The organism is Bradyrhizobium sp. SZCCT0153, assembly GCF_018129995.1.
GTDB classification, from domain to species: domain Bacteria; phylum Pseudomonadota; class Alphaproteobacteria; order Rhizobiales; family Xanthobacteraceae; genus Bradyrhizobium; species Bradyrhizobium japonicum_G.
Genome location: NZ_JAFCKS010000004.1, coordinates 187936 through 213550, shown reverse-complemented (window position 1 = coordinate 213550; position 25615 = coordinate 187936). Strand labels below are relative to the sequence as shown.

26 protein-coding genes are annotated in these 25615 nt (G+C 64.9%); 11 read left to right on the top strand and 15 right to left on the bottom strand.

Annotated elements, in window-relative coordinates; all coding sequences use genetic code 11:
* Positions 1-29: 29 nt before the first annotated feature.
* Positions 30-302, bottom strand: coding sequence for a (2Fe-2S)-binding protein (locus JQ572_RS19405; protein WP_195802814.1), 273 nt, complete (start codon positions 300-302; stop codon positions 30-32).
* Between the two features lie 588 nt (positions 303-890).
* On the opposite strand from JQ572_RS19405, the gene JQ572_RS19400 reads away from it, so the two are divergent.
* Together JQ572_RS19400 and JQ572_RS19395 are read left to right on the top strand one after the other, a co-directional pair.
* A complete protein-coding gene (locus JQ572_RS19400; RefSeq protein WP_211384420.1) occupies positions 891-1229 on the top strand; it encodes a hypothetical protein in 339 nt (112 codons plus the stop codon).
* A 232-nt stretch (positions 1230-1461) separates the two neighbouring features.
* Positions 1462-1746: a hypothetical protein gene (locus tag JQ572_RS19395; protein ID WP_211384419.1), complete on the top strand. Its 285-nt coding sequence runs from the start codon at positions 1462-1464 to the stop codon at positions 1744-1746.
* Between the two features lie 99 nt (positions 1747-1845).
* Here JQ572_RS19395 and JQ572_RS19390 read toward each other — a convergent pair whose 3' ends face one another.
* Positions 1846-3072, bottom strand: coding sequence for a lytic murein transglycosylase (locus tag JQ572_RS19390; RefSeq protein WP_211384418.1), 1227 nt, complete (start codon positions 3070-3072; stop codon positions 1846-1848).
* 7 nt (positions 3073-3079) lie between these two features.
* Positions 3080-4729 carry an energy-dependent translational throttle protein EttA gene (gene ettA / locus JQ572_RS19385; protein WP_211384417.1) on the bottom strand — a complete coding sequence of 550 codons (1650 nt, stop codon included), beginning with the start codon at positions 4727-4729 and terminating at the stop codon, positions 3080-3082.
* Between the two features lie 232 nt (positions 4730-4961).
* Here ettA and JQ572_RS19380 point away from each other — a divergent pair, with 232 nt between their 5' ends.
* Both JQ572_RS19380 and JQ572_RS19375 read left to right on the top strand, forming a co-directional pair.
* Positions 4962-5177, top strand: coding sequence for a hypothetical protein (locus JQ572_RS19380; protein WP_018454129.1), 216 nt, complete (start codon positions 4962-4964; stop codon positions 5175-5177).
* Positions 5178-5307: 130 nt separating this feature from the next.
* Positions 5308-6270, top strand: a complete 963-nt coding sequence (locus JQ572_RS19375) for a D-2-hydroxyacid dehydrogenase family protein (protein WP_211384416.1) — start codon at positions 5308-5310, stop codon at positions 6268-6270.
* Between the two features lie 722 nt (positions 6271-6992).
* On the opposite strand, the gene JQ572_RS19365 is transcribed toward JQ572_RS19375, so the two are convergent.
* Positions 6993-8180, bottom strand: coding sequence for a L,D-transpeptidase family protein (locus JQ572_RS19365; RefSeq protein ID WP_211384415.1), 1188 nt, complete (start codon positions 8178-8180; stop codon positions 6993-6995).
* A 368-nt stretch (positions 8181-8548) separates the two neighbouring features.
* Between JQ572_RS19365 and JQ572_RS19360 the strand changes: the two genes are divergently transcribed.
* Positions 8549-9394: a hypothetical protein gene (locus JQ572_RS19360; protein WP_211384414.1), complete on the top strand. Its 846-nt coding sequence runs from the start codon at positions 8549-8551 to the stop codon at positions 9392-9394.
* Positions 9395-9396: 2 nt separating this feature from the next.
* Here JQ572_RS19360 and sseA read toward each other — a convergent pair whose 3' ends face one another.
* From sseA to JQ572_RS19345, 3 genes are all read right to left on the bottom strand, one after another.
* Positions 9397-10248 (bottom strand): 3-mercaptopyruvate sulfurtransferase, encoded by an 852-nt coding sequence (gene sseA / locus JQ572_RS19355; protein ID WP_211384413.1) that lies wholly within the window; start codon positions 10246-10248, stop codon positions 9397-9399.
* Positions 10249-10374: 126 nt separating this feature from the next.
* Positions 10375-10788 carry a rhodanese-like domain-containing protein gene (locus JQ572_RS19350; RefSeq protein ID WP_211384412.1) on the bottom strand — a complete coding sequence of 138 codons (414 nt, stop codon included), beginning with the start codon at positions 10786-10788 and terminating at the stop codon, positions 10375-10377.
* 131 nt (positions 10789-10919) lie between these two features.
* A complete protein-coding gene (locus JQ572_RS19345) occupies positions 10920-12095 on the bottom strand; it encodes a vWA domain-containing protein (RefSeq protein WP_211384411.1) in 1176 nt (391 codons plus the stop codon).
* A gap of 123 nt (positions 12096-12218) precedes the next feature.
* Between JQ572_RS19345 and JQ572_RS19340 the strand changes: the two genes are divergently transcribed.
* The gene (locus JQ572_RS19340; RefSeq protein ID WP_027519717.1) at positions 12219-12464 is read left to right on the top strand and encodes a GlsB/YeaQ/YmgE family stress response membrane protein; all 246 of its coding nucleotides are present in this window, start codon (positions 12219-12221) and stop codon (positions 12462-12464) included.
* A gap of 92 nt (positions 12465-12556) precedes the next feature.
* Positions 12557-13399 carry an AAA family ATPase gene (locus JQ572_RS19335; RefSeq protein ID WP_211384410.1) on the top strand — a complete coding sequence of 281 codons (843 nt, stop codon included), beginning with the start codon at positions 12557-12559 and terminating at the stop codon, positions 13397-13399.
* 939 nt (positions 13400-14338) lie between these two features.
* On the opposite strand, the gene JQ572_RS19330 is transcribed toward JQ572_RS19335, so the two are convergent.
* The 5 genes from JQ572_RS19330 to JQ572_RS19310 all read right to left on the bottom strand — a co-directional run bounded on the left by JQ572_RS19330 (position 14339) and on the right by JQ572_RS19310 (position 19050).
* Positions 14339-14626 carry a hypothetical protein gene (locus JQ572_RS19330; RefSeq protein ID WP_211384409.1) on the bottom strand — a complete coding sequence of 96 codons (288 nt, stop codon included), beginning with the start codon at positions 14624-14626 and terminating at the stop codon, positions 14339-14341.
* 54 nt (positions 14627-14680) lie between these two features.
* On the bottom strand, positions 14681-16327 hold the full coding sequence (locus JQ572_RS19325; protein WP_211384408.1) for a GMC family oxidoreductase: 1647 nt from the start codon (positions 16325-16327) through the stop codon (positions 14681-14683).
* 111 nt (positions 16328-16438) lie between these two features.
* A complete protein-coding gene (locus tag JQ572_RS19320; protein ID WP_211384407.1) occupies positions 16439-17032 on the bottom strand; it encodes a GNAT family N-acetyltransferase in 594 nt (197 codons plus the stop codon).
* A 108-nt stretch (positions 17033-17140) separates the two neighbouring features.
* Positions 17141-18067, bottom strand: a complete 927-nt coding sequence (locus JQ572_RS19315) for an SMP-30/gluconolactonase/LRE family protein (protein WP_211384406.1) — start codon at positions 18065-18067, stop codon at positions 17141-17143.
* A gap of 137 nt (positions 18068-18204) precedes the next feature.
* The gene (locus JQ572_RS19310; protein ID WP_211384405.1) at positions 18205-19050 is read right to left on the bottom strand and encodes an AraC family transcriptional regulator; all 846 of its coding nucleotides are present in this window, start codon (positions 19048-19050) and stop codon (positions 18205-18207) included.
* A 177-nt stretch (positions 19051-19227) separates the two neighbouring features.
* On the opposite strand from JQ572_RS19310, the gene JQ572_RS19305 reads away from it, so the two are divergent.
* A complete protein-coding gene (locus tag JQ572_RS19305; RefSeq protein WP_211384404.1) occupies positions 19228-20331 on the top strand; it encodes a mandelate racemase/muconate lactonizing enzyme family protein in 1104 nt (367 codons plus the stop codon).
* 9 nt (positions 20332-20340) lie between these two features.
* Here JQ572_RS19305 and JQ572_RS19300 read toward each other — a convergent pair whose 3' ends face one another.
* Entirely contained in the window at positions 20341-20697 is a 357-nt protein-coding gene (locus tag JQ572_RS19300; RefSeq protein WP_211384403.1) for a hypothetical protein, read from the bottom strand.
* Between the two features lie 183 nt (positions 20698-20880).
* Here JQ572_RS19300 and JQ572_RS19295 point away from each other — a divergent pair, with 183 nt between their 5' ends.
* Positions 20881-21105, top strand: a complete 225-nt coding sequence (locus JQ572_RS19295; protein WP_211384402.1) for a hypothetical protein — start codon at positions 20881-20883, stop codon at positions 21103-21105.
* 279 nt (positions 21106-21384) lie between these two features.
* Here the strand turns inward: JQ572_RS19295 and JQ572_RS19290 are convergent, their stop codons facing one another.
* Positions 21385-22041, bottom strand: coding sequence for a glutathione S-transferase family protein (locus tag JQ572_RS19290; RefSeq protein ID WP_211384401.1), 657 nt, complete (start codon positions 22039-22041; stop codon positions 21385-21387).
* A 169-nt stretch (positions 22042-22210) separates the two neighbouring features.
* Between JQ572_RS19290 and JQ572_RS19285 the strand changes: the two genes are divergently transcribed.
* Complete coding sequence (locus JQ572_RS19285) at positions 22211-23434, top strand: polyhydroxyalkanoate depolymerase (RefSeq protein ID WP_211384400.1); 1224 nt, start codon at positions 22211-22213, stop codon at positions 23432-23434.
* A gap of 108 nt (positions 23435-23542) precedes the next feature.
* Complete coding sequence (locus JQ572_RS19280; protein WP_211384399.1) at positions 23543-24469, top strand: catalase family peroxidase; 927 nt, start codon at positions 23543-23545, stop codon at positions 24467-24469.
* A gap of 61 nt (positions 24470-24530) precedes the next feature.
* Here JQ572_RS19280 and JQ572_RS19275 read toward each other — a convergent pair whose 3' ends face one another.
* A complete protein-coding gene (locus tag JQ572_RS19275) occupies positions 24531-25454 on the bottom strand; it encodes a helix-turn-helix domain-containing protein (RefSeq protein ID WP_211384398.1) in 924 nt (307 codons plus the stop codon).
* Positions 25455-25615: the final 161 nt, after the last annotated feature.

Here is a 25615-nt window from a genome sequence, read left to right as displayed (position 1 = left end):
GGAAAAGCTCAGCCGAGGGGCGGAAGATTTCAGCAGGCCGCGAGGGCGAACTGGGCAGGCTCAGCCGTCTCGTCGTTGGCTGCTACCGTGTGGCTGTGCGGGCAGCCGGAGCAGCAAGACTTGGCACAGGGGCCGAGCGCCTCGTCGATGATGGTCTTGATCGTCCGCGCACAGCGGCCGCATTCGGCGCTGCAGCCGAGGCACCCGTAGATCTGCTTGGCATGGCGCACGGCGTCGTCGGACTCGGCGACGGCGGCGCGGATGTCATCATCGCTCAGCACGTTACAGGAACAAACGATCATGGAAGCGGAAGGCCCTTCGGTGATGCGCCATCATCGATATTTAAGGGGCCGCCCGGATGCAAAAGGAAAAACCGGAATTTGAAGCTATTCCAAACTAGCCCGGAAACAGCCTAGAACGGCTCTAAAATAGCGAGTTGCGCTGGATCAAGATTGCGGAGGACCTAGTCGCCGCCACCGCCTCCCCCACCGTCGCCACCTCCGCAATCCCCGCCACTGCTGCCGCCATCGCTCGTGGAACAGCTGCCGCCGTCGGTCGAGCTTCCCGAACTGTCGCTGGAGAACCAGCTTCCAAGCGAGAAGCCGTCGCTGGTTCCCGAATAGCTCTCGCTGCTTCCCCATCGCCACCGGTCGCAGCGCGGGAGCGCCGGACGCGGTTCTGGAGGTGGGTGAACCAGCCGTAGCCGATCGCGAACGCGATCCCGGCGGCGATCAAAGCATTCATCATCGTATTGCCCATCATCCCCGCCTGGCGGAGTGCCCGATCCATATTATTTGGTCGCACCCGGCAAAGGTGCCGTTCATTGATCATTCAAACGAAGTATGGAACTCTGGTCCCCAAAGAGTTCCGCGTATGAAGAGGTCAAGCCAATGAAGAAGTCGCTCCTGGCGGTCGCTGCCGTCGCCACCCTGGCCCTGACGGCCGTAACGCCAGCCCACGCGCAGCGCGGCGTCGCTGCGGGCGTGGCCGCCGGAATCATCGGCGGTGCCATTGTCGGCGGGGCGCTGGCTTCTCCGTATTATTACGGACCCGGTCCCGCCTACGGATATGGTCCGGGCTATGGCCCCGGCTACTACCCGCCCCGCTATTACGCGCCGGGTCCCGGCTATGTCGCCGACGACTATTACGGCAACGGCTGCGTCTGGCAGAAGCAGCGCTTCTGGGACGGCTATGGCTGGCGCGTCCGCCGCGTCAGAGTCTGTGGCTGAGGCGACTTGAACCGCTTAAACCGCTTGCTGGTCCGGTTCACTACGGATGCGCCGTTCATCTCGGGGCCTGAAAAAGACCGCTTTTTCTCGTCACAGCTCCGTGTGCGTTTACCGCGGATTGACCATTTGCGCGCTTCCTAGCTGCAAGGCCAATCCCATCAGAGTCTGCGTGAACCTTTGAACCCCGGGCGCTTCTAACAAGGAGCGTCCACCTCTCAGGAGAGCCAAGAGCATGAAGAAGACTTTAGTTGCCGCCCTCACGGTTGCGACGATCGCCGGTTCGCTGGTGACCGCCACGCCGTCCGCCCAGGCCCGTGACGGCGTCGGTGTCGGCATCGCGGCCGGCCTGATCGGCGGCGCGATCGTCGGCGGCGCCATCGCGTCGAGCCGTCCGGCCTATGGTGGTCCGGTTTACGTGGCCGAGCCCGGCCCGCCGCCCCCGCCCTGCTATTGGCAGCGCCAGCGCTATTGGGACGGCTATGGCTGGGTCGTTCGCCCGGTTCGCGTTTGCTATTGATCTGATCGCAAGATCTGATCGTCAGGCGCCTCCGCGCCGCGATCGAAGCCCGGCCGAAACCATCGGCCGGGCTTTTTTCTTTGGCGAAGAGCTGCGTCGCTACCGCGCCGCCTGGATCGAGCGCAGCACCTCTTCGCTCGGCCAGCAATCGACCTTGAGACCTGCCGACTTCTGATAGGCGCCGAGCGCGGCGCGCGTCTGCATGCCGGCCTTGCCGTCGATCTTGTCCTTGTAGAGCCCGACGCGCGTGAGCCCGCGCTGCATGGTCTCGACGTCCTTGGTGCGCAACTGCTTGGAGGCCGACCAGGCCGTCGCGAACGGCAACGGGCTGGTCATGCTGTCACTGAGATGGCCGACGAACAGCACATAGAGGTCGGAGAAATTGTATTCCTTGATGACGAAGTAGTTCTTCGTGGTCAGGAATGACGGACCGTAGATGCCTTCCGGCTGGAGCAGCGAGGCCGGCTGCGCCTGCTCGGCGGCGCTGAGCTTTTGTCCACGGACCGGCACAAAGCCTTCGCGCAGCCACTGGCCGATCGGCTTCGTCACCTCGGGCACGCCGGCGGTGCAATCGACCTTCGCCGGCGCCTGCACCTCGTAGGCCCAACGCACGCCGTTCTGCCAGCCCTTGTTGACGAGCTGCTGTGCGGCCGATGCCAGCGCATCCGGCACCGAGTGCCAGATGTCGATACGGCCGTCGCGGTCGAAATCGACGCCGTGCTTGTAATATTCCGACGGCAGGAACTGCGTGAGCCCGGTGGCACCGGCCCAGGACGAGCGCATGTCCTTGCGCGTCACCGCGCCCTCGCCGAGGATCTTCAGCGAGAGGATGAACTCGTTGCGATAGGTGTCCTTGCGGCGGCCGACATAGGCCTGCGTCGCCAGCACGCGCACGAGGTCGTAAGGCAGCGTGTAGCGGCCGTAATCGGTCTCGCGACCCCAGATCGCGAGCATGACGGACGCAGGCACACCGGAGTTTCTCTCGATCTCCGTCAGCGCCGGACGATATTTTTGCATCAGCCGCTGTCCCTCACCCGCAAGCCGCGCGATCGAGGCTTCCTTGACGTAGTCAGCCGGCACCTGAACGAACTCGGCCTGCGACGGCGCACCCGTCGCGGGCCGTCCCGGCAAAATCAGATCAGGCAGCTTGTAATCGGGCTCGAGCCCGCGCGTCTCTCGCTCGAACGTCGCACGCGACACGCCGGCGGCCTGCGCCTCCGGCCAGAGCGAGGCGATGAATTGCGTGAAAGCGGCATCGGCGGCGCGGGCGGACGACCATCCGCAGGTGATCACGATCACCGCAGCGATGAGCATCCGCCGCATCATGCCCGGATCACCGCGTCAGCTTCTTGTACTTCACGCGGTGCGGAATGATGCTGTCCTGGCCGAGCCGGCGCATCTTGTCCTTCTCGTAGTCCTGGAAGTTGCCTTCGAACCATTCGACGTGGCTGTCGCCTTCGAAGGCCAGGATATGGGTCGCGATGCGGTCGAGGAACCAGCGATCATGGCTGATGATGACGGCGCAGCCGGCGAAATCCTCCAGCGCCTCTTCGAGCGCACGCAGGGTGTCGACGTCGAGGTCGTTGGTCGGTTCGTCGAGCAGCAGAACGTTGGCGCCGGACTTCAACATCTTGGCGAGATGCACGCGGTTGCGTTCACCGCCCGATAGCGCGCCGACCTTCTTCTGCTGGTCGGCGCCCTTGAAGTTGAAGGCCGAGCAATAGCCGCGCGAGTTCACTTCCTTCTTGCCGAGCAGGATCAGCTCGTTGCCGCCGGAGATCTCCTCCCAGACGTTCTTGCTGCCGTCGAGCGCGTCGCGCGACTGGTCGACATAGCCGAGATGCACGGTCTCGCCGACCGTGATGGTGCCCTTGTCCGGCGCTTCCTGCTTGGTGATCATCTTGAACAGCGTGGTCTTGCCGGCGCCGTTGGGGCCGATCACGCCGACGATGCCGCCGGGCGGCAGCTTGAAGGTGAGATCGTCGATCAGCAGGCGATCGCCAAAGCCTTTGCTGAGGCCTTCGAAATCGACCACGTTGGCACCGAGCCGCTCGGCGACGGGAATGATGATCTGCGCAGTCTGGGTCTGCTTCTCGCTGGCCTGCTTGAGCAGATCCTCGTAGCGCTGGTAACGCGCCTTGGACTTGGCCTGACGCGCCTTCGGCGACGAGGCGACCCACTCCTGCTCGCGGGCCAGCGTCTTCAGGTGCGCGGCGTCCTCGCGTCCCTCCTGCTCGAGCCGCTTCTGCTTCTGCACCAGCCAGGACGAGTAATTGCCCTCGTAGGGAATCCCCTTGCCGCGGTCGAGCTCGAGGATCCAGCTCGTGACGTTGTCGAGGAAGTAGCGATCATGGGTGACGATCAGGATCGCGCCGGGATAATTGCGCAGATGTCCTTCCAGCCATGACACCGACTCCGCGTCGAGATGGTTGGTGGGCTCGTCGAGCAGCAGGAGTTCGGGCTGGTCGAGCAGCAGCTTGCACAGCGCGACGCGACGGCGCTCACCGCCGGACAGTTTCGTCACGTCGGCATCGTCGGGCGGACAACGCAGTGCGTCCATGGCCTGATCGACCTTGCTGTCGAGATCCCAGAGGCCCTGGGCCTCGATCTCGTCCTGCAGCTTGGTCATCTCGTCGGCCGTCTCCTCGGAATAGTTCATCGCCAGCTCGTTGTAGCGATCGAGGATGGCCTTCTGTTTGGCGACGCCCAGCATGACGTTCTCGCGCACGGACAAGCTGGCATCGAGGTGCGGTTCCTGTTCGAGATAGCCGACGCGGGCGCCCTGGGCGACCCAGGCCTCGCCATTATACTCCTTGTCGAGGCCGGCCATGATCTTGAGCAGCGTCGACTTGCCCGAGCCGTTGACGCCGAGCACGCCGATCTTGGCGTCCGGGTAGAAGCTCAGATGGATGTTGTCGAGCACCTTCCGGGTCGGATAGCTCTTGGTCAGGCCCTGCATGAAATAGATGAACTGGCGCGCCATCGGTCCCGAAAACCTTCGATTTGAGGAAATTTGCTTGCCGCCGATGTAGCGATCCCGCCCCCAAAGGGCAATGTTTTCCCTCCGTTCACCACGGATGAATACGGGACGGACACCATCCCGCCGCCGATCCGGACAATTGAAACCTTCTTTTAATAAATCAGGCCAAAGCTTGGTTTCGCGCGGAAACAGCGCCACCCGCTCAGAATGAACGGGAGCACAGCGAGACAGCGTCATGGCCATGATCGAGACCAATTCCCTTCCCGTTCCGGCAGAAGCCGGCAGCGCCTCCGCGTTCGCCTCGGAGATCAAGGGCTTCTGGAAGCGCTTCTTCGCCACCGCTTTCAACCCTTACCGGCCCGAACTGCATTACATGCGCGGCCCCGGCCCGGCCTGGCGCGCCAAGCACGGCATGAATGCGCCGTTCCGGCTCAAGCCCCGCGACCTCTGAGCGCTTCTTCCCTAGCGGATTTTTGAAATGTCGGCGGCTTGCGCGCAGGTGTGATTGCGCGCAACCATGGCCGGGTTCCGATGATGGCGCTCCCGCCGGTGCCATCGCCCCTTGCCATGGATGAACGCTGATGACGCGGCTGCGCTGTGCAATTCTGGACGACTATTTCAACCTCGCCCTCGACGTTGCCGATTGGCAAAGCCTGTCCGACCGGGTCGATGTCACCGTGTTCAGCCATCCCTTCGCCTCCGAGCAGGCCGCGGCCAGCGCGCTCGCCGACGTCGACATCATCTGCGCGATGCGCGAGCGCACGGCATTCCCCAAGAGCCTGTTCGCGTCGCTCCCCAAGCTGAAGCTGCTGCTGACGTCAGGCATGCGCAATGCCTCGATCGACATGGAGGCCGCGAAGGCGCGGGGCGTCACGATCGGCGGCACGCAATATTCCCGCGACCCCACCGCGCCGCTCACCATGGGCCTGATCCTGGAGCTGACCCGCGGCATCGGCCGCGAGAACGCCCGCATGCATGCGGGCGCGCCCTGGCAGGCCTTTGCCGGCGTCGAGATCGAGGGAATGACGCTCGGCATCGTCGGGCTCGGCAAGCTCGGCAGCAAGATGGCGGGCATTGCGAAAGCGTTCGGCATGAACGTGATCGCATGGAGCCCGAACCTCACGCCGGAGAAGTGCAAGGACGCCGGCGTCGGCTATGCCAGCAAGGAAGAGCTGTTCGCCAAGGCCGATATCATCACCATCCATGTGGTGCTGAGCGAGCGTTCGCGCGGGCTGGTCGGCCGTGCCGATCTCGCGCGGATGAAGCCGACGGCCTTCCTCGTCAACACCGCGCGCGGGCCGATCGTGGACGAGCAGGCGCTGCTCGAGGCCTTGCAGCAGAAGAAGATCGCGGGCGCCGGCATCGACGTGTTCTCGGTCGAGCCGTTGCCGACGGACCATCCGTTCCGCAAGCTCGACAACCTCGTGCTGACGCCGCATCTCGGCTACGCGACCGAGGACGGCCTGCGCATCCATTACGGCCAGATGGTCGAGGCGATCGATGCCTGGACCAAGGGCGGCGAGCTGCCGCGGAAGCTGGCCTAGACGGTCGGCTACGCGGCGGAGCGCTGGCTGACGGGCTGCCTTGCCACGTCGGCGAAACCGTCGCGCCAGGAGGTATGAGCCGGGAGCCAATCCAGTTCGCGCCTGGCCTTGGCGTTGGAAGCCCCGCGCACGCGTCATCATCGAGACCATATGCTCGCCGGCCAACAACCGACCGAGCCATGCCGGCACGTGAAGCGGCGGCTTGGCACCCAGCAACTCGGCCAGCGCCGGCAGCCATTCCCTGACCTGTGCCGGGTGGTCGTCGACGATGTTGTAGATGTTGCCCGGACGGCCGCGCTCGACTGCGGCGACGGTGGCAGACGCGGCATCTTCGGTGTGAGTGAACGACCAGTAACCACCGCCATCGCCGATCAGCGGCACGCGCCGGTGGTGCAGCTGGTCGAGGCCATCGGCGACAACGGGTTCGGCCCCCAATGCCATGAGCATCCCGGCCTTTTCCGTGGCTCGCGTGGAGCCGACGACCGTGTGTCCCTTGGCGATGAGCATGGCAACCAGATGGCGACCGATCGCACCGGTCGCGCCTGCAACAAAGATTCGCATCCTGTGCTCCTCACGTCGTCGCAATTCTTCCGTGAGGTAGTCGACGCGTGCCGGGATTCACCCCGACGAACACACTCGCCGGTCATCGTCAGCGCCACAAACATTTGCGGCGCGTGGCCGAGGCACACGCGCCGCAATCAATCCAATTGTTCCACGCGAGGTTAGCGCACGGTGACCGGCGCTGGCAGCGGCGGCACCACCGTCGGCTGGGTACCCGGGACGGGGCCAGCCTGGGCAGCCATCGGAGCCGGCCCGGCAGCACCCGGCGTCGGCGCAGCGGAAGCGGTCGCCGTTCCCGGCGGCGGGCCACCCGGCAGCACCACCACGCGGGTGCCGACCTTGACCCGATCAAACAGATCCGAGACGTCCTCGTTCAGCATGCCGATGCAGCCGGACGAGACGAACTTGCCGATCGTCGAGGGCTGGTTGGTGCCGTGAATGCGGTAGACCGTCGAGCCGAGATACATCGCGCGCGCGCCGAGCGGATTGCCGGGGCCGCCGGCCATGAAGCGCGGCAGATAGGGCTGGCGCTCGATCATTTCCGTCGGCGGATGCCAATCCGGCCACTCGGCCTTGCGGGTGATCTTCTGCACGCCGGTCCAGGTGAAACCATCGCGGCCGACGCGGACGCCGTAGCGGATCGCCCGGCCGTTGCCGAGCACGTAATAGAGGTAGGTGTTCGGGGTATCGACGATGAGCGTTCCAGCCGGCTCCTTGGTCGCCAGCGAGACTTCCTGGCGGCGCAGGTTCGGCGCAAGCTGCGCCGGCGCAGCGTCGGGCTGCTCCTCGGGCGGCAGCGAAGCGATCGCCATCGGCCGGCCATCGTTGCCCACGGGGGGCTGCGCCTGAACCGCTCCAGTCGCTGCGGGACCACCGACGGCCTCCGGCGGGCGCAGGCCGTCGCCGCCGGGTGCCTGGCCCGGGCGATCGGCATAGATCACCGCGGGCGGTCCGGCGGGACGGCCATAGCGGGGATCATCGGGTGACATCACGGGGCCCTGTGACGGCGCCGCCGAGTAGACCGGGGGACCAGCCGGACGGCCATAACGCGGATCATCCGGCGACATCACCGGCCCCTGCGGCGGGGCCGCCGAATAGACCGGAGGGCCGGCCGGACGGCCGTAACGCGGATCGTCGACCGGGCCGGGCGGCGGCAACGCAGCCTGCGGCATCGCATCGTCGTCATCTTCCAGCGCGTCGAAATTCGGGGCGCGGTCGCCGGGGCGGTATTCAGCCGGCGCCCCATAGCTCGGCGCCTGCTGGACCGGATAGCTCTGAGCCTGTGCGAGCGAGGTTCCCGCCGCAGCGACTGTTGCGGCAGCGCATATCGTCAGAAAATGTTTGATCATCATCGCTCTTGTATAGTCCCCGGGCCCCGTCCGGACCGTTAACGGCCAGATGACCGAAGATAGCGGCACATTCAAGACATATCGGGCTTATTTGCGCCGGACTTGCCGATTTGTGATCCGCAACACTACCGTTGCCCCGTTGCATCACGGGGCGAAAATCATCTCCTGCGGCAAATCGGCGGAGTTTTCGGCGCGGTTTTTACGGAACGGCGCGGAATCGTTGCGCTATGTTCGAATAAGCCTGATTCGCCACCGCTTTGAGCTCAGAATCCCTGCGTGGCGAACGCGGCAATCAGTATCGTCACCGCGTTCAGATGGCTCATGGGCCCTGGCACGTCGCCGCCGGGGCGGAAATTCGCAATTTCTCGATGCTTCCCGGCTTTCGCTTCCTGTTTGCCGCGATCCTGCTGTCAGCCTCCATCCTGGTGTTCGGCCTGGGCGCCGCCGCGCTGCTGCGGGCGAGCCATGAGCAGTATGTCAGCAACCCCTCCTGGCGGAACGGCCCGCAGGAGAAGGTGTTTGCGCAAGCTCCCGAGCCCGCCCAGCCTGTGCTCGCGGTCCTCCGCGCCGAGCCGGAGGCGGCCGCTGAGCCGACGCCGTCGCCATCGCTGCGCGACCAGGTGCCGACCATCGCACTGCCGTTGAGCGAGCCCGAACAGGTGGCCACGGTGACGACCGGGACCGACGCCCGGCTGCAAGTTGTTGTGGCTCCGGCTGAGGTCCCGGCCGCCGAGCCGGCCAATCCCGAGACGATCAAGCCCGAGATGATCAAGCCCGAGACGACCAAGGCCGAGACGTCCGAGCCCGAGACGACCGGGCCCGAGAAGACAACGGACGCTGCGGCGCCGGCTCCCGCCGACACGCTCACCCCGGCCGATACCGCGGCGCCGATCCCCGAGACCAAGCCTGCCGCGGCCGCCAGCGCGCCGGCGGCGGCCGACCCCAGTGCCGCCCTTGCATCATCGGCACGCGACATCACCTCGGGCAAGATGGCCGTACTTAACGATCCCGCGACCACGGCCTGGAAGGATCCGCCGGCGAAGGTCAAGACCGGCAGCAGCACGCCGGAGAGCAAGGCGGCCAAGCCGCGGGCGCATAAGGTGAAGAAGCGCCGCCGCATCGTACGGCGCCCACCGCCGCCGGTTCAGCAGCTCGATCCGTTCGGACGGCCGCAGCCGACGCTCGCCGCAACGACCACGCGCGCGCGGCAATAATCTCACGCCGGCCCGGTCGCGACCGGCGGGCCTTTTTCCTGGCCCCATTCCGACCATGAGCCGTCATAGAGCGCGGTGTCGGTGATGCCGAGGCGATAGAGCGCGAGCGTCAGCACGCCGGCCGACACGCCCGAACCGCAGCTCGTCACGATCGGGGCGTCGAGCTGGACGCCGGCGTCGGTGAACGCAGCGCGGAGATCGTCGAGCGGCTTCATCGTTCCGGTCGCGGCATCGAACAGCTGATTGTAGGGCACGTTGCGGGCGCCGGGGATGTGACCGGAGCGGATGCCCAGCCGCGGTTCCGGCGCACGGCCCTCGAAACGGTCGGCAGCGCGCGCGTCGATCACCTGCTCGGCACGGCTTTCGACGTTGGCGACCAGTTGCTGCATGCTGCGCACACGCTTCGCATCATAACTCGCCTTGAAGCTCGCCGGCTTCGGCTTGACCTCGCCGCTCTCCACGGCGCGCGCTTCGGCGCGCCACTTCTTCAGGCCGCCATTGAGGATGCGCACGTTGGCGTGGCCATAGGACAGGAACATCCACCACGCGCGCGGCGCTGCGACCCAGCCGCCGGCATCGTAGAGCACGACGGTGTCGGCATTCGAGATGCCGAGATTGCCGACGTCACGGCCGAACTGCTCGGCGCTCGGATACATATGCGGCAGCGGGTTGGAATGATCGGACACCGCATCGACGTCGAAGAACGCCGCGCCCGGCAGATGCGCGGCGAGATAGTCGTCCTTCGGCAGAGGCAGCACGCCCGGCAGCTTGAAGCTGGCGTCGAGCACCTTGACGTTGGCGTCGTTGATGTGGGCGGCGAGCCATTCGGTGGAGACGAGGGGATCGGTGGCCATCGGTGTTTCCTTGTCATTCCGTGGCGCCCGGAGGGCGAGCCCGGAATCCATCGCGCGGCGGTGTTGGTGGATGAATGGATTCCGGGCTCGCGCTGCGCGCGCCCCGGAATGACGGAGCGAGCCCCCTCACCCCTTCTTCTTCGGCTCCCATTGCTGCACCGGTCCGCCGGCGTCACGCCAGGCGGCGTAGCCTCCGGCGATGTGAGCGACGGGCTTCAGGCCCATGTCCTGGGCAGTCTTGGCGGCAAGTGCGGAGCGCAGGCCGCCGGCGCAGTGGAACACGAACTTCTTGTCTTCCTGGAACACCGGCTTGGCATAGGGGCTCTGCGGATCGATCCAGAATTCGAGCATGCCGCGGGTGCAGGCGAACGCGCCGGGGATGCGGCCGTCGCGCTCGATCTCGCGCGGATCGCGGATGTCGACGATGACGACGTCGCCGTTCTTGGATATCTCGATCGCATCCTTCGCTGTGAGCGTCTCGATCTCGGCATTGGCCTCGTCGATCAGCGCCTTGATGCCGCGGGTGATGGTCTGGGGCACGTGGTTCTCCTCTTCTCGTCATTCCGGGGCGCGACGCAGTCGCGAGCCCGGAATCCATTCCTCCACTGACACTGCCGCCCGATGGATTCCGGGTTCTCGCTGCGCAAGCCCCGGAATGACGGCGTGTGTGGCTAGTGCGTCAATTCCTTCATCGCGCCTTCCAGACCTTCGATCGTGATCGGGTACATGCGGTTGGCGAAGATGCGTTTGATGATGGTGGTCGATTCCGAATAGTCCCAGTGCTTCTGCTGCACCGGGTTCAGCCACACCGAATGCGGATAGGTGCGGATGATGCGGTCGAGCCAGACCGAGCCGGGCTCCTCGTTGACGTGCTCGACCGAACCGCCGGGCACCATGATCTCGTAAGGCGACATCGAGGCGTCGCCGACGAACACGATCTTGTAGTCGTGAGGATATTTGTGCAGCACGTCCCAGGTCGGGGTACGGTCGGTGAAGCGGCGCTTGTTCTGCTTCCACACCCCTTCATAGAGGCAATTGTGGAAGTAGAAATACTCCATGTGCTTGAACTCGCTCTTCGCCGCCGAGAACAGCTCCTCGACCTGCTCGATATGCGCGTCCATCGAGCCGCCGATGTCGAAGAACACCAGAAGCTTCACCGCATTGCGCCGCTCGGGACGCATGTGCACGTCGAGATAGCCGTGATTGGCGGTCTCGCGGATGGTGGTGTCGAGATCGAGCTCGTCGGGCGCGCCGGTGCGCGCAAACTTGCGCAGGCGGCGCAGCGCCACCTTGATGTTGCGGATGCCGAGCTCGACATTGCCGTCGAGATCCTTGAACTCGCGCTTGTCCCACACCTTCACGGCGCGGTTGTTGCGGTTCTTCTCCTGGCCGATGCGGACGCCTTCGGGATTGTAGCCGTGGGCGCCGAACGGCGAGGTGCCTGCCGTGCCGATCCATTTCGAGCCGCCCTGGTGGCGGCCCTTCTGCTCCTCGAGGCGCTTCTTCAGGGTCTCCATGAGCTTGTCCCAGCCCATGGCCTCGATCTGCTTCTTCTCCTCGTCCGTCAGGTATTTCTCGGCGAGCTTCTTCAGCCACTCCTCGGGGATCTCGGCCCCCTCCATGGCATCGAGCAGGCTTTCCAGCCCCTTGAACACGGTGCCGAAGACGCGGTCGAACTTGTCGAGATTGCGTTCGTCCTTCACCAGCGCGGTGCGCGACAGATAGTAGAAATTCTCGACCGAATAATCCGCCAGATCGGCGTCGAGCGCCTCCACCAGCGTGAGGTATTCGCGCAGCGTCACGGGGACCTGCGCGTCGCGCAGAGAAGTGAAGAATTGCAGGAACATGGGTGACAGATTGCCCGTCGGGTGGCGGACGTCAAGGGGCGGCGGCCACTGCTCGGCGCTGGACCGGGAGGCTTTTTGCTCTAGAATTGGCGGCCTCACGGGGTTGTTTGGGGGACGTTTGCAATGGGAATTCTCGCAGCGCTGATCATCGGCGCGATCGCCGGCTGGCTTGCCGGCAAGATTGTCCATGGGGCGGGATTTGGGCTGATCGGCAACATCGTCGTCGGCATCATCGGCGCACTCGTGGCAAGCTGGGTTCTGCCCCAGCTGCACATCCAGCTCGCAACCGGCACGGTCGGCGCCATCGTGGACGCCACCATCGGCGCGGTGATTGTGCTCGTCATCCTTTCGCTGATAAAACGGGTCTGAAAGCCTGACCGAACCAGGAACGGCCGCCGCGTGCGGCCGTTCCCATGTCGCGACCGGGGCGAGCCCCGGCCGACGACCAACAAGGACGCGCAATGAAATTTACCGGCACCAAGGACTATGTAGCGACCGACGATCTCAAGGTCGCCGTCAATGCCTCGATCGTGCTGGAGCGTCCGCTCCTCATCAAGGGCGAGCCCGGCACCGGCAAGACGGTGCTGGCGGAGGAAGTGGCGAAGGCGCTGAACGCGCCGCTGCTGACCTGGCACATCAAGTCCACCACCAAGGCGCAGCAGGGCCTCTACGAATACGACGCGGTGTCGCGCCTGCGCGACAGCCAGCTCGGCGATGCGCGTGTGTCGGACATCAGGAACTACATCAAGCGCGGCAAGCTGTGGGACGCCTTCGCCGCCGAGCAGCGCCCGGTGCTGCTGATCGACGAGATCGACAAGGCCGACATCGAATTCCCCAACGACCTGCTGCTCGAGCTCGACCGCATGGAATTCCATGTCTACGAGACCGGCGAAACGATCAAGGCCAAGCAGCGCCCGATCATGATGATCACCTCCAACAACGAGAAGGAGCTGCCGGACGCCTTCCTGCGCCGCTGCTTCTTCCACTACATCAAGTTTCCCGACGCCGACACGATGGGCCGCATCGTCGACGTCCACTTCCCCGGCATCAAGAAGCGCCTCGTCGAGGAAGCGCTGCGCATCTTCTTCGAGGTGCGCGAGGTGCCCGGCCTGAAGAAGAAGCCCTCGACCTCCGAGCTGCTCGACTGGCTCAAGCTCCTGCTCAACGAAGACATGAGCGTCGAGCAATTGCGCGAGCGCGACCCGCGCAAGCTGATCCCGCCGCTGCACGGCGCGCTGCTCAAGAACGAGCAGGACGTGCACCTGTTCGAGCGGCTGGCGTTCTTGAGCAGGCGGGAAGTTTAGGCTTCTGGGTCCCGGCTCTGCAGCGCACCGCTGAAGGAGCGTTGCGCTGCGTCCGGGGCGCGAGAGCGAGGTGTGGGCGCATGCCCCCTCCACCTCGGCATTGCGAGCGCCGCGAAGCAATCCAGAATCCCTCCGCGGAAGCAGACTGGATTGCTTCGCTGCGCTCGCAATGACGGAGCAAGGGGCATCGCTGCTTCTCCAACCCGCATCGCAATCGCAGACAAACCTTCGCATCCTCGCGGCGCATTTCGCCCGAGCTTTGCTCTGTCCGTCGCCCCCCCAAAGAAAGAGGGCGCAGGGAAGGCCGGGTGCCGGCTGGCACCCACGGTCCGCTGTGCGAAAGCACACGCAGAAAAACTGCACAGCGGCATACAGGTGAAGCCAAACACACGGCCTTCCCTGCGCAGTGGTCGGACGGCTTATGCCATGCTCTCCCGGGAGCCGAGTTCCTGCTGGCCTCCCTCGCCCTGCGAATTGACGATGCCGTCCACCCGGTTGGGCTCGCGCACATCTCCGCAAAGGCTTGACCGTAGCAACGACGGCCAGGACCACACGGTTTTGCCGTACGCAGCTCATCCGGCTTCGCCATGAGGCTTCGCCGGACTTCGGCGCCGCTCGTCCGCACGAAGCCTCGGGCTCACAGGGACTACCCGCCCTGCCCGCGCCTCTCGCGCACGACGCTGCCGCGTCCACCGCAACCCGGCCCGCGTTTCGAACGACTCGCGAACCGCCCCTCTTCGTGGGCCGGGCTGTTTTGGGTTATGACGCAATTCCGAATTTCGGTAAAGTGGAATATTTTTGAGGGAAGGGATTGACGGGGGTGAGGGGTGTTTTGGCCGACGGGCAACGAGATCCAGTAGCCCGGATGGAGCACAAGCGTAATCCGGGATCGTGCCACAAACGACGGGCCGTCCCGGATTGCGCTGCGCTCCATCCGGGCTACGGGGTCTGCAACGTCGAGACCCACTCAAGAGCTGGAAGCACCGTGCCAACAAACACACCGGTTGAAAACGCCTTTCGAACTGGGGTGCCCCAAGGAAACCATCGCACTCCACCCATGAAGTACACTGCCGCCCAGGCACCGACCAACAGGGTCCAATCCCGCCACCCTACCCGCAACAGCAAACCAATCGGAATGGCGGTACAGAGAAAGACGATCGCGCAGATGGCGATCTGGCCAACAGATTGCCGCTCATCGTTGATTTGGGGCATTTGCCGCGTTTCCATGAACGGAGCTCGTAGGGCGGCTTGGCCGTCAAGCGCAACCCACCCTACGAAATATCACGCCACCGCGGCATCCGGAATCCGCGCCGCTTCCATCGGCTGCTTGCCGCGGATGAGGTCCGACGCGCGATCCGCGATCATCATTGTCGAGGCGTTGAGGTTGGCCGAGATCATGCGCGGCATCACCGAAGCATCGATGACGCGGAGGCCCTCCAGGCCGTGGACGCGGAGCTGGTCGTCGACCACCGCCCAGCTCGAATCCGCCGGGCCCATGCGGCAGGTGCAGCCGGGGTGGAAGGTGGTGGTGCCGCGTTCGGTGGCGGCGGCCAAAAACTCGTCGTCAGTGTTGATGTTGGGGCCCGGGAAATCCTCGTAGGCGTAATAGGGCGACAGCGGCGCACTCTTCAAAAGCCTGCGGGCGAGCTTCATGCCGCCGACGATGACGCGGCGGTCGAGCTCGGCGTCGAGGTAGTTGGTCTGGATGATCGGCGGCGCGAAGGGATCACTGGAGCGGATGCGGACATAGCCGCGGCTTTCCGGGCGCTGCTGCCAGGACGCGACCGTCATGCCGGGCTCGTCCTCGAGCTGGCCCTGCACGCCTTCCTTGTAGCTTGCCGGCGTGAAGGTAAGCTGGAGGTCGGAAGAGTCGGCGCTCTCGCCGGAGTGCCAGAAGCAATAGACCATGGTCGGCGACAGCGACAGCAGGCCGCGGCGCGTGGTCGCCCATTTCAGCGCCTCGATCCAGAGCGAGAGGCCGCGGCGCAGCTCGTTGATGGTCTTGATATCCTTGACGCGTGCGACCGTGCGCGGCGCGTAGTGATCCTGAAGGCCTTCGCCGACGGGCAGCGCATGGCGCACGGCAATGCCGTGGGCCTGGAGCAGGTCCGGCGAGCCGATTCCGGAGAGCTGCAAAAGCTGCGGCGAATTATAGGTGCCGCCGGAGAGGATCACTTCCTTGTTGGCGCGCACCTCGACCGGCGTGCCATTGCGGCCGCCCTTCATGTAGCGCACGCCGACGGCGCGCTTGCCCTCGAAGATGATCTCGGTCGCGTGCGCGTGCGTGTGCACATGCACGTTCGGCCGTTTCATCGCGGGCTTGAGGAAGGCGGTCGAACCGGAGACGCGCAGGCCGTTGTCGATGGTGCGCTGGCAGTAGGAGACGCCTTCCTGCTTCGCGCCGTTGTAATCGGGGTTGCGGGGAATGCCGAGCGAGACCGCGCCTTCCATGAAGGCTTCGCAGAGCGGATCGCGCCACTCCATGGTCGTGACCGTGAGCTTGCCGTCGCGGCCGCGGAAGGTGTTGTCGCCCTCGCCGACCCGCTTCTCCAGCCGCTTGAAGTAGGGCAGCACGTCGGCATAGCCCCAGCCGCGATTGCCCATCTGCGCCCAGGTGTCGAAATCCATCCGCTGGCCGCGGTTGTAGATGTGGCCGTTGATCGAGGACGAGCCGCCGAGCGTCTTGCCGCGCGGCGCGTAGATGCTGCGCCCGCCGGTCCAGGGCCCGACCTCCTGCTGGTAGGCCCAGTTGATGCTCTTCATGTGGAAGGTCTTGATGAAGCCCGCCGGCAGATGGATGTAGGGATGCCAGTCGCTGGGCCCGGCCTCGAGCACGCAAACGCTGGTGCCGGGATCTTCGCTCAGCCGGCTGGTGAGCACGCAACCGGCGGAGCCCGCACCGACGATCACATAATCAAATCTGTCCATTCGTCCGTCCCCAGCGTGTCGTGAAATTGAGTGAATTGCAGCGGCGCGGGCCGACACCTCTCCCTATGGGAGAGGTGATCGAGCGCGCGGCCAATCCGGTGCACATCATCTCTAGCGCGGCTTTTCGTTGAGTTGATATTCGAGATGCGTCCGCACCGTCGGCCATTCGGCGGCGGTGATGCTGTAAACCACGGTGTCGCGCAGCGTGCCGTTCGGCGTGACCTGGTGGCTGCGCAGAATGCCGTCCTGCTTGGCACCGAGGCGCTCGATGGCGCGGCGGCTCTGGTGATTGAAGAAGTGGGTACGGAATTCGACCGCGATGCAGTCCAACGTCTCGAAGGCGTGGCGCAGCAGCAGGAGCTTGCACTGCGTGTTGAGCGGGCCGCGCTGCGCGCTCTTGCCGTACCAGGTCGAGCCGATTTCGACGCGGCGGTTGGCGGCGTCGATGTTCATGTAGGTCGTCATGCCGACGATGTTGCCGCCGGCGTCGAACACGGTGAACGGCAGCATCGAGCCCGCGGCCTGCAGCCCTAAGCGGCGGTCGATCTCCTTGCCCATGTTCTCAGGCAGGGGAATCGCGGTGTACCAGAGCTTCGAGAGCTCGCCGTCCTTCACGGCCTCGACCAGCCCCTCGCGATGCTGATGCGACAGCGGCTCGAGACGGGCGTGCTGTCCGCGCAGGGTGATGGGATCAGGCCAGGGCATTTTGAAGTCTCCTTACGTCATTGCGAGCGAAGCGAAGCAATCCAGAATCTTACCGCGGCGGCAGCCTGGATTGCTTCGTCGCTTCGCTCCTCGCAATGACGGCTTGGCTCACTTGTTCAAAAAATTCAACGGCAAACCGCCGCGCGGCCAGTCCATGGCGATCAGCTCGCCCTTGCCGGACAGCGTGATGTAAGCGGTCTTCAGCTCGGGGCCGCCGAAGGCGATGTTGGTGGTGACGCGGTCGCCGGTCGGGACCTGCTCGACCAGGGTACCATCCGGCGCGATCACCGAGATGCAGCCGGAAACGAGGGTGGCGACGCAGACATTGCCGTTCGCTTCGACCGCGAGCGAGTCGAACATCTGGTAGCCGCCGAGGCCGCAGATCGGCTTGCCCCGCTCGCCGCGATAGATCACCTCGCGCGGCTTGAGCGTGCCGGGCGCGGAGAGCTCGTAGGCCCAGAGCCGGCCCGTCGGCGTTTCCGCGATATAGACGGTGTTTTCATCCGGCGACAGGCCGATGCCATTGGCCGGCAGCACACCGTGCACGACTTCGACGATCTCGGTCATGCCGGGCTTGAGATAGTACATGCCGCCGACGTCCATCTCGCGTGGACGACGCTTGCCAAGATCGGAGAACCAGAGGCCGCCGTGCCTGTCGAACACCAGATCGTTCGGCCCGCGCAGATCGTGCTCGCCGCATTTGGTCACGACGGTCTCGACCTTGCCGGATTGCAGGTCGACGCGCTGGATCGAGCCGCCAAGATAATCGTCCGGCTGTGGTCCCGGCATGATCATCTTGCCGGTCGGGATCCAGGAGAAGCCGCCATTGTTGCAGATGTAGATCTTGCCGTCGGGGCCGAGGGCCGCGCCGTTCGGCCCGCCCGGCACCTTGGCGACGATCTCCTTCCGCCCGTCGGGATAAACACGGGTCAGGCGCTGGCCGCGGATTTCCACCAGCACAACCGAGCCGTCCGGCATCACGACCGGCCCTTCGGGAAATTCGAGGTCGGTGGCGAGAACGCGGACGTTGGACATGTGGTGACCCTCCCGGCTGCTTGTTATGACTTGCACGGGATGTCCGGCACGGGCCCCACACGCAAGATTTGCCTGCGGTTATGGCAAAACAGGTCCGCCTTGCCAAGCAAGCGGGATGGTATGCCAGCGTTGCAGTCCTACTCCGTCACCGGCACCCAGATCTCGAAGCCGCCGTTGCCGGTGGCAGGATCGAATTTTTCGTCATAGCGCTCGAAGTTCGGCGCATCGGCGGCTCTCAGCCCGGACGCCGGCAGCCATTGATTCCAGATCGTGTTGACGGTGCGGCGGATCGAGGCGACGTGCTCGGTATGGGTGAACACCGCATAGCGCTGCTCGGGAATGCGGATGCGACCGAACCGGCGCGGCAGGTCGGAGAAATCGGCGACCTCGACGCCGGCAATGTAGTCGAAATTGCCGGCATCATCGCCGTTGCAGCAGACGCCATAGGCGACTTGATCTTTCCCTTGGCCGATGCCCGCGGGGATGTCGGCGACCTCCTGATGGAAGCGCTGCCACAGTCCGGGAATGGCCGCGCCGTTGTCGCAGGAGATGCGCTCGTCGATGCCTGCGACGAGGAAGGCGCTTGTGGTTTCGAAACGCGGCGGGGCGAGATGATCGAGCATGGTGGAATCCATGAGGATCGGCTCCTGTAGCTTGAGATGGCTGACGCATGTCGCGGCCCGCACCGCTTCGGGTGTGGTGCCAAACTGGTCGCGGAACGCGCGGGTGAATGCTTCGTGCGAGCCGTAGTCCGCCTCCAGCGCCAGCGACAGGATGTCCGGCGCGCCGTTCGCGAGGCTGCGCGCCGCCTCGGTCAGCCGCCGCGCGCGAACGTAACGCATCACGGGATAGCCAGTGGCTGCGGCAAACGCGCGCACGATGTGGAACCGCGACACGCCTGAAACCGCGGCGATCTCGTCGAGCGTCATCGGCTCGGCCAGATGGCTCTCGATGTACCAGAGCGCGCGCTGGGCTGGGTTCATGGTGGTTCTCGTTCGAAGCGTGACCATGATGCACGAAAGCCCGCTTGCTTCGCTTGATCGGCGTTGCGGTCCTGCGAGAGGATAACGCCGGAACAGCCACTGGCAACGTCCGGGCGTTCACGGCTACACTCGGTGCGTCCTTGAAACCGCTCACAAGAAAGCAGGAGGAACCGCGTCATGAAGATCACCGATGTGCGGGCGCACCATATCCGCATCCCCTATGATGCCGGTGTCGCGAGCTTCCGCCAGGGCGCCTCCGCCATCACCGCCCTCGACATGGTGATCGTCGAGGTCACCACCGACGCCGGGTTGACCGGCTGGGGCGATGCCTTCGCCTATGTCTGTCCCCGCACCACGCGCAGCGCCGTCGAGGAGATGATCGCACCGCAGGCCCGCGGCTTGGAGGTACCCGATGCCGCCGGCATTCCCGCGGTGATGGAGCAGATCCAGCGCAATCTGCATCTGTTCGGCCGCTATGGAATCACCATGTTTGCGATCTCCGGACTCGACATCGCGCTGTGGGACCTTGCCGCCAGGATCAGGGGCGTACCGGTGCACCGCCTGCTCGGCGAGACAAGGCGCCCGGCCATTCCGGCCTATGCGAGCCTGTTGCGGATCGGCTCGCCCGACAACATCGCCGCCGAATGCAGGAAGGCGCGTGCGCTCGGCTATGGCGCCATCAAGCTGCACGAGACCACGGCACCGGCGGTGTTTGCCGCGCGCGAAGCGATCGGGCCCGGAATTCCGCTGATGGTGGACATGAACTGCCCGCTGTCAGGCGAGCAGGCGATCGCGTTCGCCAGGACATGCCGGGACGCGCAGCCGATGTTCCTGGAGGAGCCGGTCTGGCCGCCGGAGGATTTTGCAGCGCTCGCCGAGGTCCGCAGCAAGGGCGGGCTCGGCGTCGCCGCCGGCGAGAACGCCTGCACGGAATATCAATTCCGCCAGATGATGGATGCGGGCGCGGTCAGCCACGCCCAGCCGTCGGTGATCAAGGTCGGCGGCATCACGGAATTTCTGAAGGTCGCGGCGCTCGCAGATGGGCTCGGCGTCAAGATCGTTCCGCACTCCCCGTATTTCGGTCCGGGTCTGCTCGCGACGCTCCATCTGCTGGCGACGCGTGACGACGGCCTCGTCGAGATGTTCTATCTCAAGCGCGAGGCCTGCCTCTGGGGCGGCCGCGCCGATGTCGATGCCACCGGCCATGTCGCGGTGCCGACTGGAGTTGGGCTCGGCTATGAGCCCGACCGCAGCGTGATGGAGCGATATCGCGTCGCGTGAGCGCGGCGCCTATTTCGCCGCGTCCTTCGGCGGCGGCGCGTCCTGCTTCTTCTTCACGTCCTCGGCGACCTTCGCCTGCGCGGCCTGGAGATCGCCGAGCGTCTTCTGCAAGCCGGCAACCGTCACCTTCAACGCGTCGATCTGGCGAGCCGCGGCATCCAGCTTCTGCTGGTGATCGAGGTTGAGCTTCGTGATCGTCTTCTGGAGGAAATCGACGTTGCTCTGGAGGCAGCTGGTGCGCCGCTCCATGGTCTTCTCGACGGTGCAGATCTCGATGCCGGGCACGTCCTGCGCGCGGACCGGCGCAATCGCCAGCATGGCGAGCAGCAACATCGCGACACAGACGCCGGCGCTTCGAAGCAGCATGCAGGTTCCTCGTCGATTCAATCACGGCAATGTGCGCTTTTTGCGCGCGGTCGCCGGAGGCTACCACACTCGTACCGCATTCTCGCGTTGAGCTTGGCCTGTTCCCTCGGACGGGGAGCAATGATCCGCATGCGGAGGAAGTGGGCACTCCTTCCGCGGCTTTGTTTAGGGGAGATTTTTGGAATGGCAACGCGCGACAGACGACTGGCGGAATTCGACGGCGCCGGAGAACCGCCGCCCGGCCTTGCAGTCGAAGTGCTGTGCGAAGACCACAGCGGAACGTATCAACTGCCGTTCGCCTGCCGCTATGTCGAAGGACGCTGGCAAAACCACACCGCCGGCGTCGCGGTCGAAGCAACCGTGATCGGCTGGCGCGTGCCGCGCTCGAAGCATTCGGGCGCGGCCTGAACGTCAGGGTTTGTGTCAAAATGCAACGGGGCCGCGCTTCGCCTTAACCTTCGGAACGCGGCCCGAACGAATCACGTCCGAATCAGCCGTAAGGCAGTGTCCACGCCTGTTCACGGCTAGATGTCGCAACGCGCCGGTGCGCGCATACTATATCTGCGCAGCGCGTGAGCAGGCCCGCGCCGGATCCGACGCCGAAAGTTAACGGCTTCAATGACATGGCCCCTGGTTGGAGCGGCGAGGGCCCCGCTCCCAAAACAGGCAGGACGGCACCAGGCCTGCCTAATATTCGACCTCGAGCTCCTCGATCTCGGCCGGCTCTTCCTTTGCCGCCGCGATCCATTCCTTCATCTCGGGCATGGCCATGATGGTGTCGGCATACGCCTTCAGAAGCGGCTCGAGCTTGACGTCATAAGTCACGAAGCGCGTCACCACGGGGGCGTACATCGCATCCGCCATGGTGCGCCTCTCGCCGAACAGGAAGGGACCGCCCGACTTCTCCAGGCAGTCGCGCCAGATCGCCCAGACGCGATCGATGTCGGCCTGCGCGCGCGACCAGATCTTGAAGCCGGGGAAATGTCCCTTCAGGTTCACCGGCAGCGAGGCGCGCAGCGTGGTGAAGCCGGAATGGATTTCGCCGCAGATCGAGCGGCAATGTGCGCGCTGGACGCGGTCATCAGGCACCAGGCCGGCATCCGGCATCGCCTCGTTGAGATATTCGGCGATCGCCAGAGTGTCCCAGACGGTGGCGCCGTCGTGCCGCAGGCACGGCACCAGGATCGACGACGACAGCAGCAGGATTTCGGCGCGCGCCGACGCGTCGTCCGGCGCGGTGACGATCTCCTCAAAATCGAGCCCGGAAAATTTCGTCAGCAGCCAGCCACGCAGCGACCAGGACGAGTAGTTCTTGCTGCTGATGGTCAGTGTCGCCTTCGCCATTTGGCCCTTCCCTCACGCCTGATACCGGCACTCCGTCCGGCCCGCGGCGTGCCCATTACCTGTGCTTCCCACCCGTTCAGCAGCAAGCCACGTGCCAGTTTTCCGGGCGATTTGACTCAGGTCTGGCTTCGATATTGCATGGCAACATGGGACAGGTGGGCACTCCAGTATGATGTCGATGTATTATCAGGCGTTTCAGAACCAAATGGACCTGACGGCGCCGTGGCGGGCGGGGGCGTCCTCCGCGCTCAAATTCCTCCATCTGGTGCCGCAGGGCCTGTCGGATCAGGTCGTTGGCCGGCTCTCGGCGGCGCTGGAGCTGATCTCGCGCTCCACCCTCACCTATCATCGCCCGGCCTATGGCATCGACAGCATCATGGTCGGAAATCGCGAGGTCGCCGTCACCGAGGAGATCGCCTACGCGACGCCATTCGGCTCGCTGCTGCATTTCAGGAAGGAGGGCGTGGGCGAGCAGCCGCGCATGCTGCTGGTGGCGCCGATGTCCGGACACTTCGCGACGCTACTGCGCGGCACCGTGAAGACGCTGCTCCAGGACCACGACGTCTACATCACCGACTGGCACAACCCGCGCGACATTCCCCGCAGCGAGGGCCGCTTCGGCCTCGACGACTACACCGAGCATCTGATCGACTTCCTCGGCCAATTGGGTCCGCGCCCGCACATGGTCGCGATCTGCCAGCCCTCGGTCTCCGCGCTCGCGGCCGCCGCGATCATGTGCGAGGGCAACCATCCCTCGCGGCCCGCGACGCTGACGCTGATGGCGGGGCCGATCGACACGCGCATCCAGCCGACCAGGGTCAACGAGTTCGCCAAGAGCAGGCCGATCGACTGGTTCGAGCAGAACCTGATCAACTACGTGCCGGTGCAGTGCCGCGGCGCGCTGCGAAAGGTCTATCCGGGCTTCGTGCAGCTCACCGCCTTCGTCTCGATGAATCTCGAGCGCCACATCAAGCAGCACATGGATCTCGCCGACCACATCGCCAAGGGCGAGAAGGAGAAGGCGGCCAGCATCAAGACCTTCTACGACGAATATTTCGCCGTGATGGACCTGCCGGCCGAGTTCTACATCGAGACCGTGCGCGACGTTTTCCAGGAGCATCTCCTGCCCCAGGGCAAGCTGATGCATCGCGGACGTCCGGTGAACACCAAGGCCGTCAGCCGCATGGGGCTGATGACGGTCGAGGGCGAGAAGGACGACATCTGCTCGATCGGCCAGACGCTGGCGGCGCAAGACCTCTGCACCGGCGTGCGCGCCTATCGTCGCGTCCACCACATGCAGGCCGGCGTCGGCCATTACGGCGTGTTCTCCGGCAAGCGCTGGAATAACGAGATCTACCCGCTGCTGCGGGATTTCGTGCACGTGAATTCGTAAGACCGGATTCCTTCAGCAGGATCGGACAAAGCGTCGCGGCTTTGGGAAAGACGCGAGCGCTGCACCAGGCTTAAGGCAAGGCATGTCGCTCGAGCCCGAGGCCCTGCCATGTCCGAATTGCCACCCCCTAATACCACGCCGGCCGCGATCGTCGACGCGCTGAAGGCGGTTGCGGGCAATCCGCCAAAGGTACGCGCGAGCTTCGCCAAGGGTCGATGCGTACGCGGCACCTATACCCAATCCGAGAGCGCCGGTGAGATCACGCGGTCGCCGAGCTTCACAAGACCGTCGCGCGTGCTGGCGCGCTTCTCCGTCGGCGGCGGCAACCTGAAAGTCGCCGATACCAACAACCTCGTGCTGCGCGGCTTCAGCTTCAGGCTTGGCGACGAGGCCCATCGCTCGGACATTTTGGTGGAAAGCGCTCCGGTGCATTTCGCAAGGACGCTCGACCAGATGCTCGCCTTCCTCGAGGCGCGCATTCCCGGCGCGGACGGCAAACCTGATGCAGAGAAGGTCAAGGCGTTCTCCGCGGCCAACCCCGAGACGCTGAACCAGGCGCATTACATCGCCGCGCGGCGGCTGCCCGCGAGCTTCGCCGGCACGACCTATTGGGGCGTGCACGCCTTTCCCGCCACGAATGCCGCGGGTGAGACCCGCTTCATCAAGTTCAAGCTCGCGCCTGTCGGTGGCGATGTCACGCTGAGCGAGGACGAAGCCAGGACGAAGTCCGCCGACTTCCTGCACGAGGATCTCGCGCGGAAGATCGCAGCCGGCGAAGTCCGCTTCAACGTCATGGCCTTGCTCGACCGTCCCGGCGATCCCACGCTGGACGTAACGCTGCGATGGCCGGACGAGGACAAGCGCGAGGAGATGCGGCTGGGGACGATCGTCATCACCAGTCTCGAAGCCGACGATGCCTGCGACGGGTCCATCTTCAATCCGGCCCATCTTGCCGACGGTATCGGCCATCCGCCCGACGAGATCTTTGCGGCGCGCCGCGCGGCCTATGCGATCTCGCTGGCGAAGCGCCGCTGATCAGATCCTTGTTTGGACGCGTTTTCTTGACGCCAACCGGGCTCCACTTCGCTCGAAAACGCTACTCGTCGGGCCCGCCATCCGTTTCCCGGCGCCACGCGCCCGGACTGACGCCGACCATGGACGAGAACACCCGCGTGAAATGGCTCTGATTGGCGAACCCGGCCGAGATGGCAATCTCGGACAGCGGGAGGTCGCGGACCGTCATCAGCTGCTTCGCCGCCTTCACGCGCTGGCGGAGCAGCCATTGATGCGGCGGCAGGCCGGTGGAGATCCGGAATGCGCGAGAGAAGTGGCTGACCGAGAGGCCTAGCTCGGTCGCGATCCGCTGCAACGCGATCTTGCCCGAGAGATCGGAGTCGAGCCGGTCGCAGGCGCGCTTGACCTGCCATGGCGCGAGGCCGCCGCGGTTCGGTTCTGCGGCGGGCTTCAGCCCGCCATAGGTCTGGCCGACATGGGCGGTGAGCGCGAGCATCATGTGATCGACGAAAAGCTGGTTGGTTTCTTCGGGCCGGCGCAGCCCTTGCTGCAACGAGGCGCCGACATGCCGGATAGTCGCATCGTCATGGCCGACACCGGGCTCGTAGCTGAGCTCGCCAACGCGCGGTCCGCCGGGCTGCCTGGCGATGTCGCTGAGGGCCGAGCGCGGCAAATAGAAGAAGAGCGAGTGAAACGGCTTGTCGATCACATAGCGCGGGTCGCGCTTGAGGTCGTACAGATAGGTCGCACCTGCGCGAACATCCGCCTTGGCGACACAGCGGCCCTCCTCCCAGCATTCGCAATCCGGATAGTCGCGAAATTTCAGGCTGACGAGATAGGCATCCTCCGCAGGCAAGGAGCCGGACAAATCCGGCATCGGATCGTCATTGCGGGCTTCGGTGACCGCGAGCTCGGCGCTGTGCAGCGAACGCGTGATCAGCGCCGGTGCCTGCTTCAAGTGAAGGCCCTGTCCGAGTCTCTGTCCGTAGACGCCTGCTTGTGTCATCTCAGTAAACCCATTAGTGAACGGCACGTCTCCGTCGGCCTTTCCGATCGACGCATTATCGGATCGATGGCCAACGGTCCACCTCCACGGCATCAACATGAAGTGTTGTGGCAGGCCGTCGCGCCGACCGCGACGAGGTGAATTCATTGCGATTTCAGAGG

Coding starts and splice junctions, on each gene's coding strand:
- JQ572_RS19295 (WP_211384402.1), top strand. CDS start 20,881: ATGGCAACGCGCGACAGACGACTGGCGGAATTCGACGGCGCCGGAGAA.
- JQ572_RS19390 (WP_211384418.1), bottom strand. CDS start 3,072: ATGATGCGGCGGATGCTCATCGCTGCGGTGATCGTGATCACCTGCGGA.
- JQ572_RS19305 (WP_211384404.1), top strand. CDS start 19,228: ATGAAGATCACCGATGTGCGGGCGCACCATATCCGCATCCCCTATGAT.
- JQ572_RS19315 (WP_211384406.1), bottom strand. CDS start 18,067: ATGTCCAACGTCCGCGTTCTCGCCACCGACCTCGAATTTCCCGAAGGG.
- JQ572_RS19320 (WP_211384407.1), bottom strand. CDS start 17,032: ATGCCCTGGCCTGATCCCATCACCCTGCGCGGACAGCACGCCCGTCTC.
- JQ572_RS19375 (WP_211384416.1), top strand. CDS start 5,308: ATGACGCGGCTGCGCTGTGCAATTCTGGACGACTATTTCAACCTCGCC.
- ettA (WP_211384417.1), bottom strand. CDS start 4,729: ATGGCGCGCCAGTTCATCTATTTCATGCAGGGCCTGACCAAGAGCTAT.
- JQ572_RS19310 (WP_211384405.1), bottom strand. CDS start 19,050: ATGAACCCAGCCCAGCGCGCGCTCTGGTACATCGAGAGCCATCTGGCC.
- JQ572_RS19405 (WP_195802814.1), bottom strand. CDS start 302: ATGATCGTTTGTTCCTGTAACGTGCTGAGCGATGATGACATCCGCGCC.
- JQ572_RS19395 (WP_211384419.1), top strand. CDS start 1,462: ATGAAGAAGACTTTAGTTGCCGCCCTCACGGTTGCGACGATCGCCGGT.
- JQ572_RS19365 (WP_211384415.1), bottom strand. CDS start 8,180: ATGATCAAACATTTTCTGACGATATGCGCTGCCGCAACAGTCGCTGCG.
- JQ572_RS19400 (WP_211384420.1), top strand. CDS start 891: ATGAAGAAGTCGCTCCTGGCGGTCGCTGCCGTCGCCACCCTGGCCCTG.
- JQ572_RS19330 (WP_211384409.1), bottom strand. CDS start 14,626: ATGGAAACGCGGCAAATGCCCCAAATCAACGATGAGCGGCAATCTGTT.
- JQ572_RS19325 (WP_211384408.1), bottom strand. CDS start 16,327: ATGGACAGATTTGATTATGTGATCGTCGGTGCGGGCTCCGCCGGTTGC.
- JQ572_RS19285 (WP_211384400.1), top strand. CDS start 22,211: ATGATGTCGATGTATTATCAGGCGTTTCAGAACCAAATGGACCTGACG.
- JQ572_RS19300 (WP_211384403.1), bottom strand. CDS start 20,697: ATGCTGCTTCGAAGCGCCGGCGTCTGTGTCGCGATGTTGCTGCTCGCC.
- JQ572_RS19360 (WP_211384414.1), top strand. CDS start 8,549: ATGCTTCCCGGCTTTCGCTTCCTGTTTGCCGCGATCCTGCTGTCAGCC.
- JQ572_RS19335 (WP_211384410.1), top strand. CDS start 12,557: ATGAAATTTACCGGCACCAAGGACTATGTAGCGACCGACGATCTCAAG.
- JQ572_RS19340 (WP_027519717.1), top strand. CDS start 12,219: ATGGGAATTCTCGCAGCGCTGATCATCGGCGCGATCGCCGGCTGGCTT.
- sseA (WP_211384413.1), bottom strand. CDS start 10,248: ATGGCCACCGATCCCCTCGTCTCCACCGAATGGCTCGCCGCCCACATC.
- JQ572_RS19380 (WP_018454129.1), top strand. CDS start 4,962: ATGGCCATGATCGAGACCAATTCCCTTCCCGTTCCGGCAGAAGCCGGC.
- JQ572_RS19280 (WP_211384399.1), top strand. CDS start 23,543: ATGTCCGAATTGCCACCCCCTAATACCACGCCGGCCGCGATCGTCGAC.
- JQ572_RS19345 (WP_211384411.1), bottom strand. CDS start 12,095: ATGTTCCTGCAATTCTTCACTTCTCTGCGCGACGCGCAGGTCCCCGTG.
- JQ572_RS19275 (WP_211384398.1), bottom strand. CDS start 25,454: ATGACACAAGCAGGCGTCTACGGACAGAGACTCGGACAGGGCCTTCAC.
- JQ572_RS19290 (WP_211384401.1), bottom strand. CDS start 22,041: ATGGCGAAGGCGACACTGACCATCAGCAGCAAGAACTACTCGTCCTGG.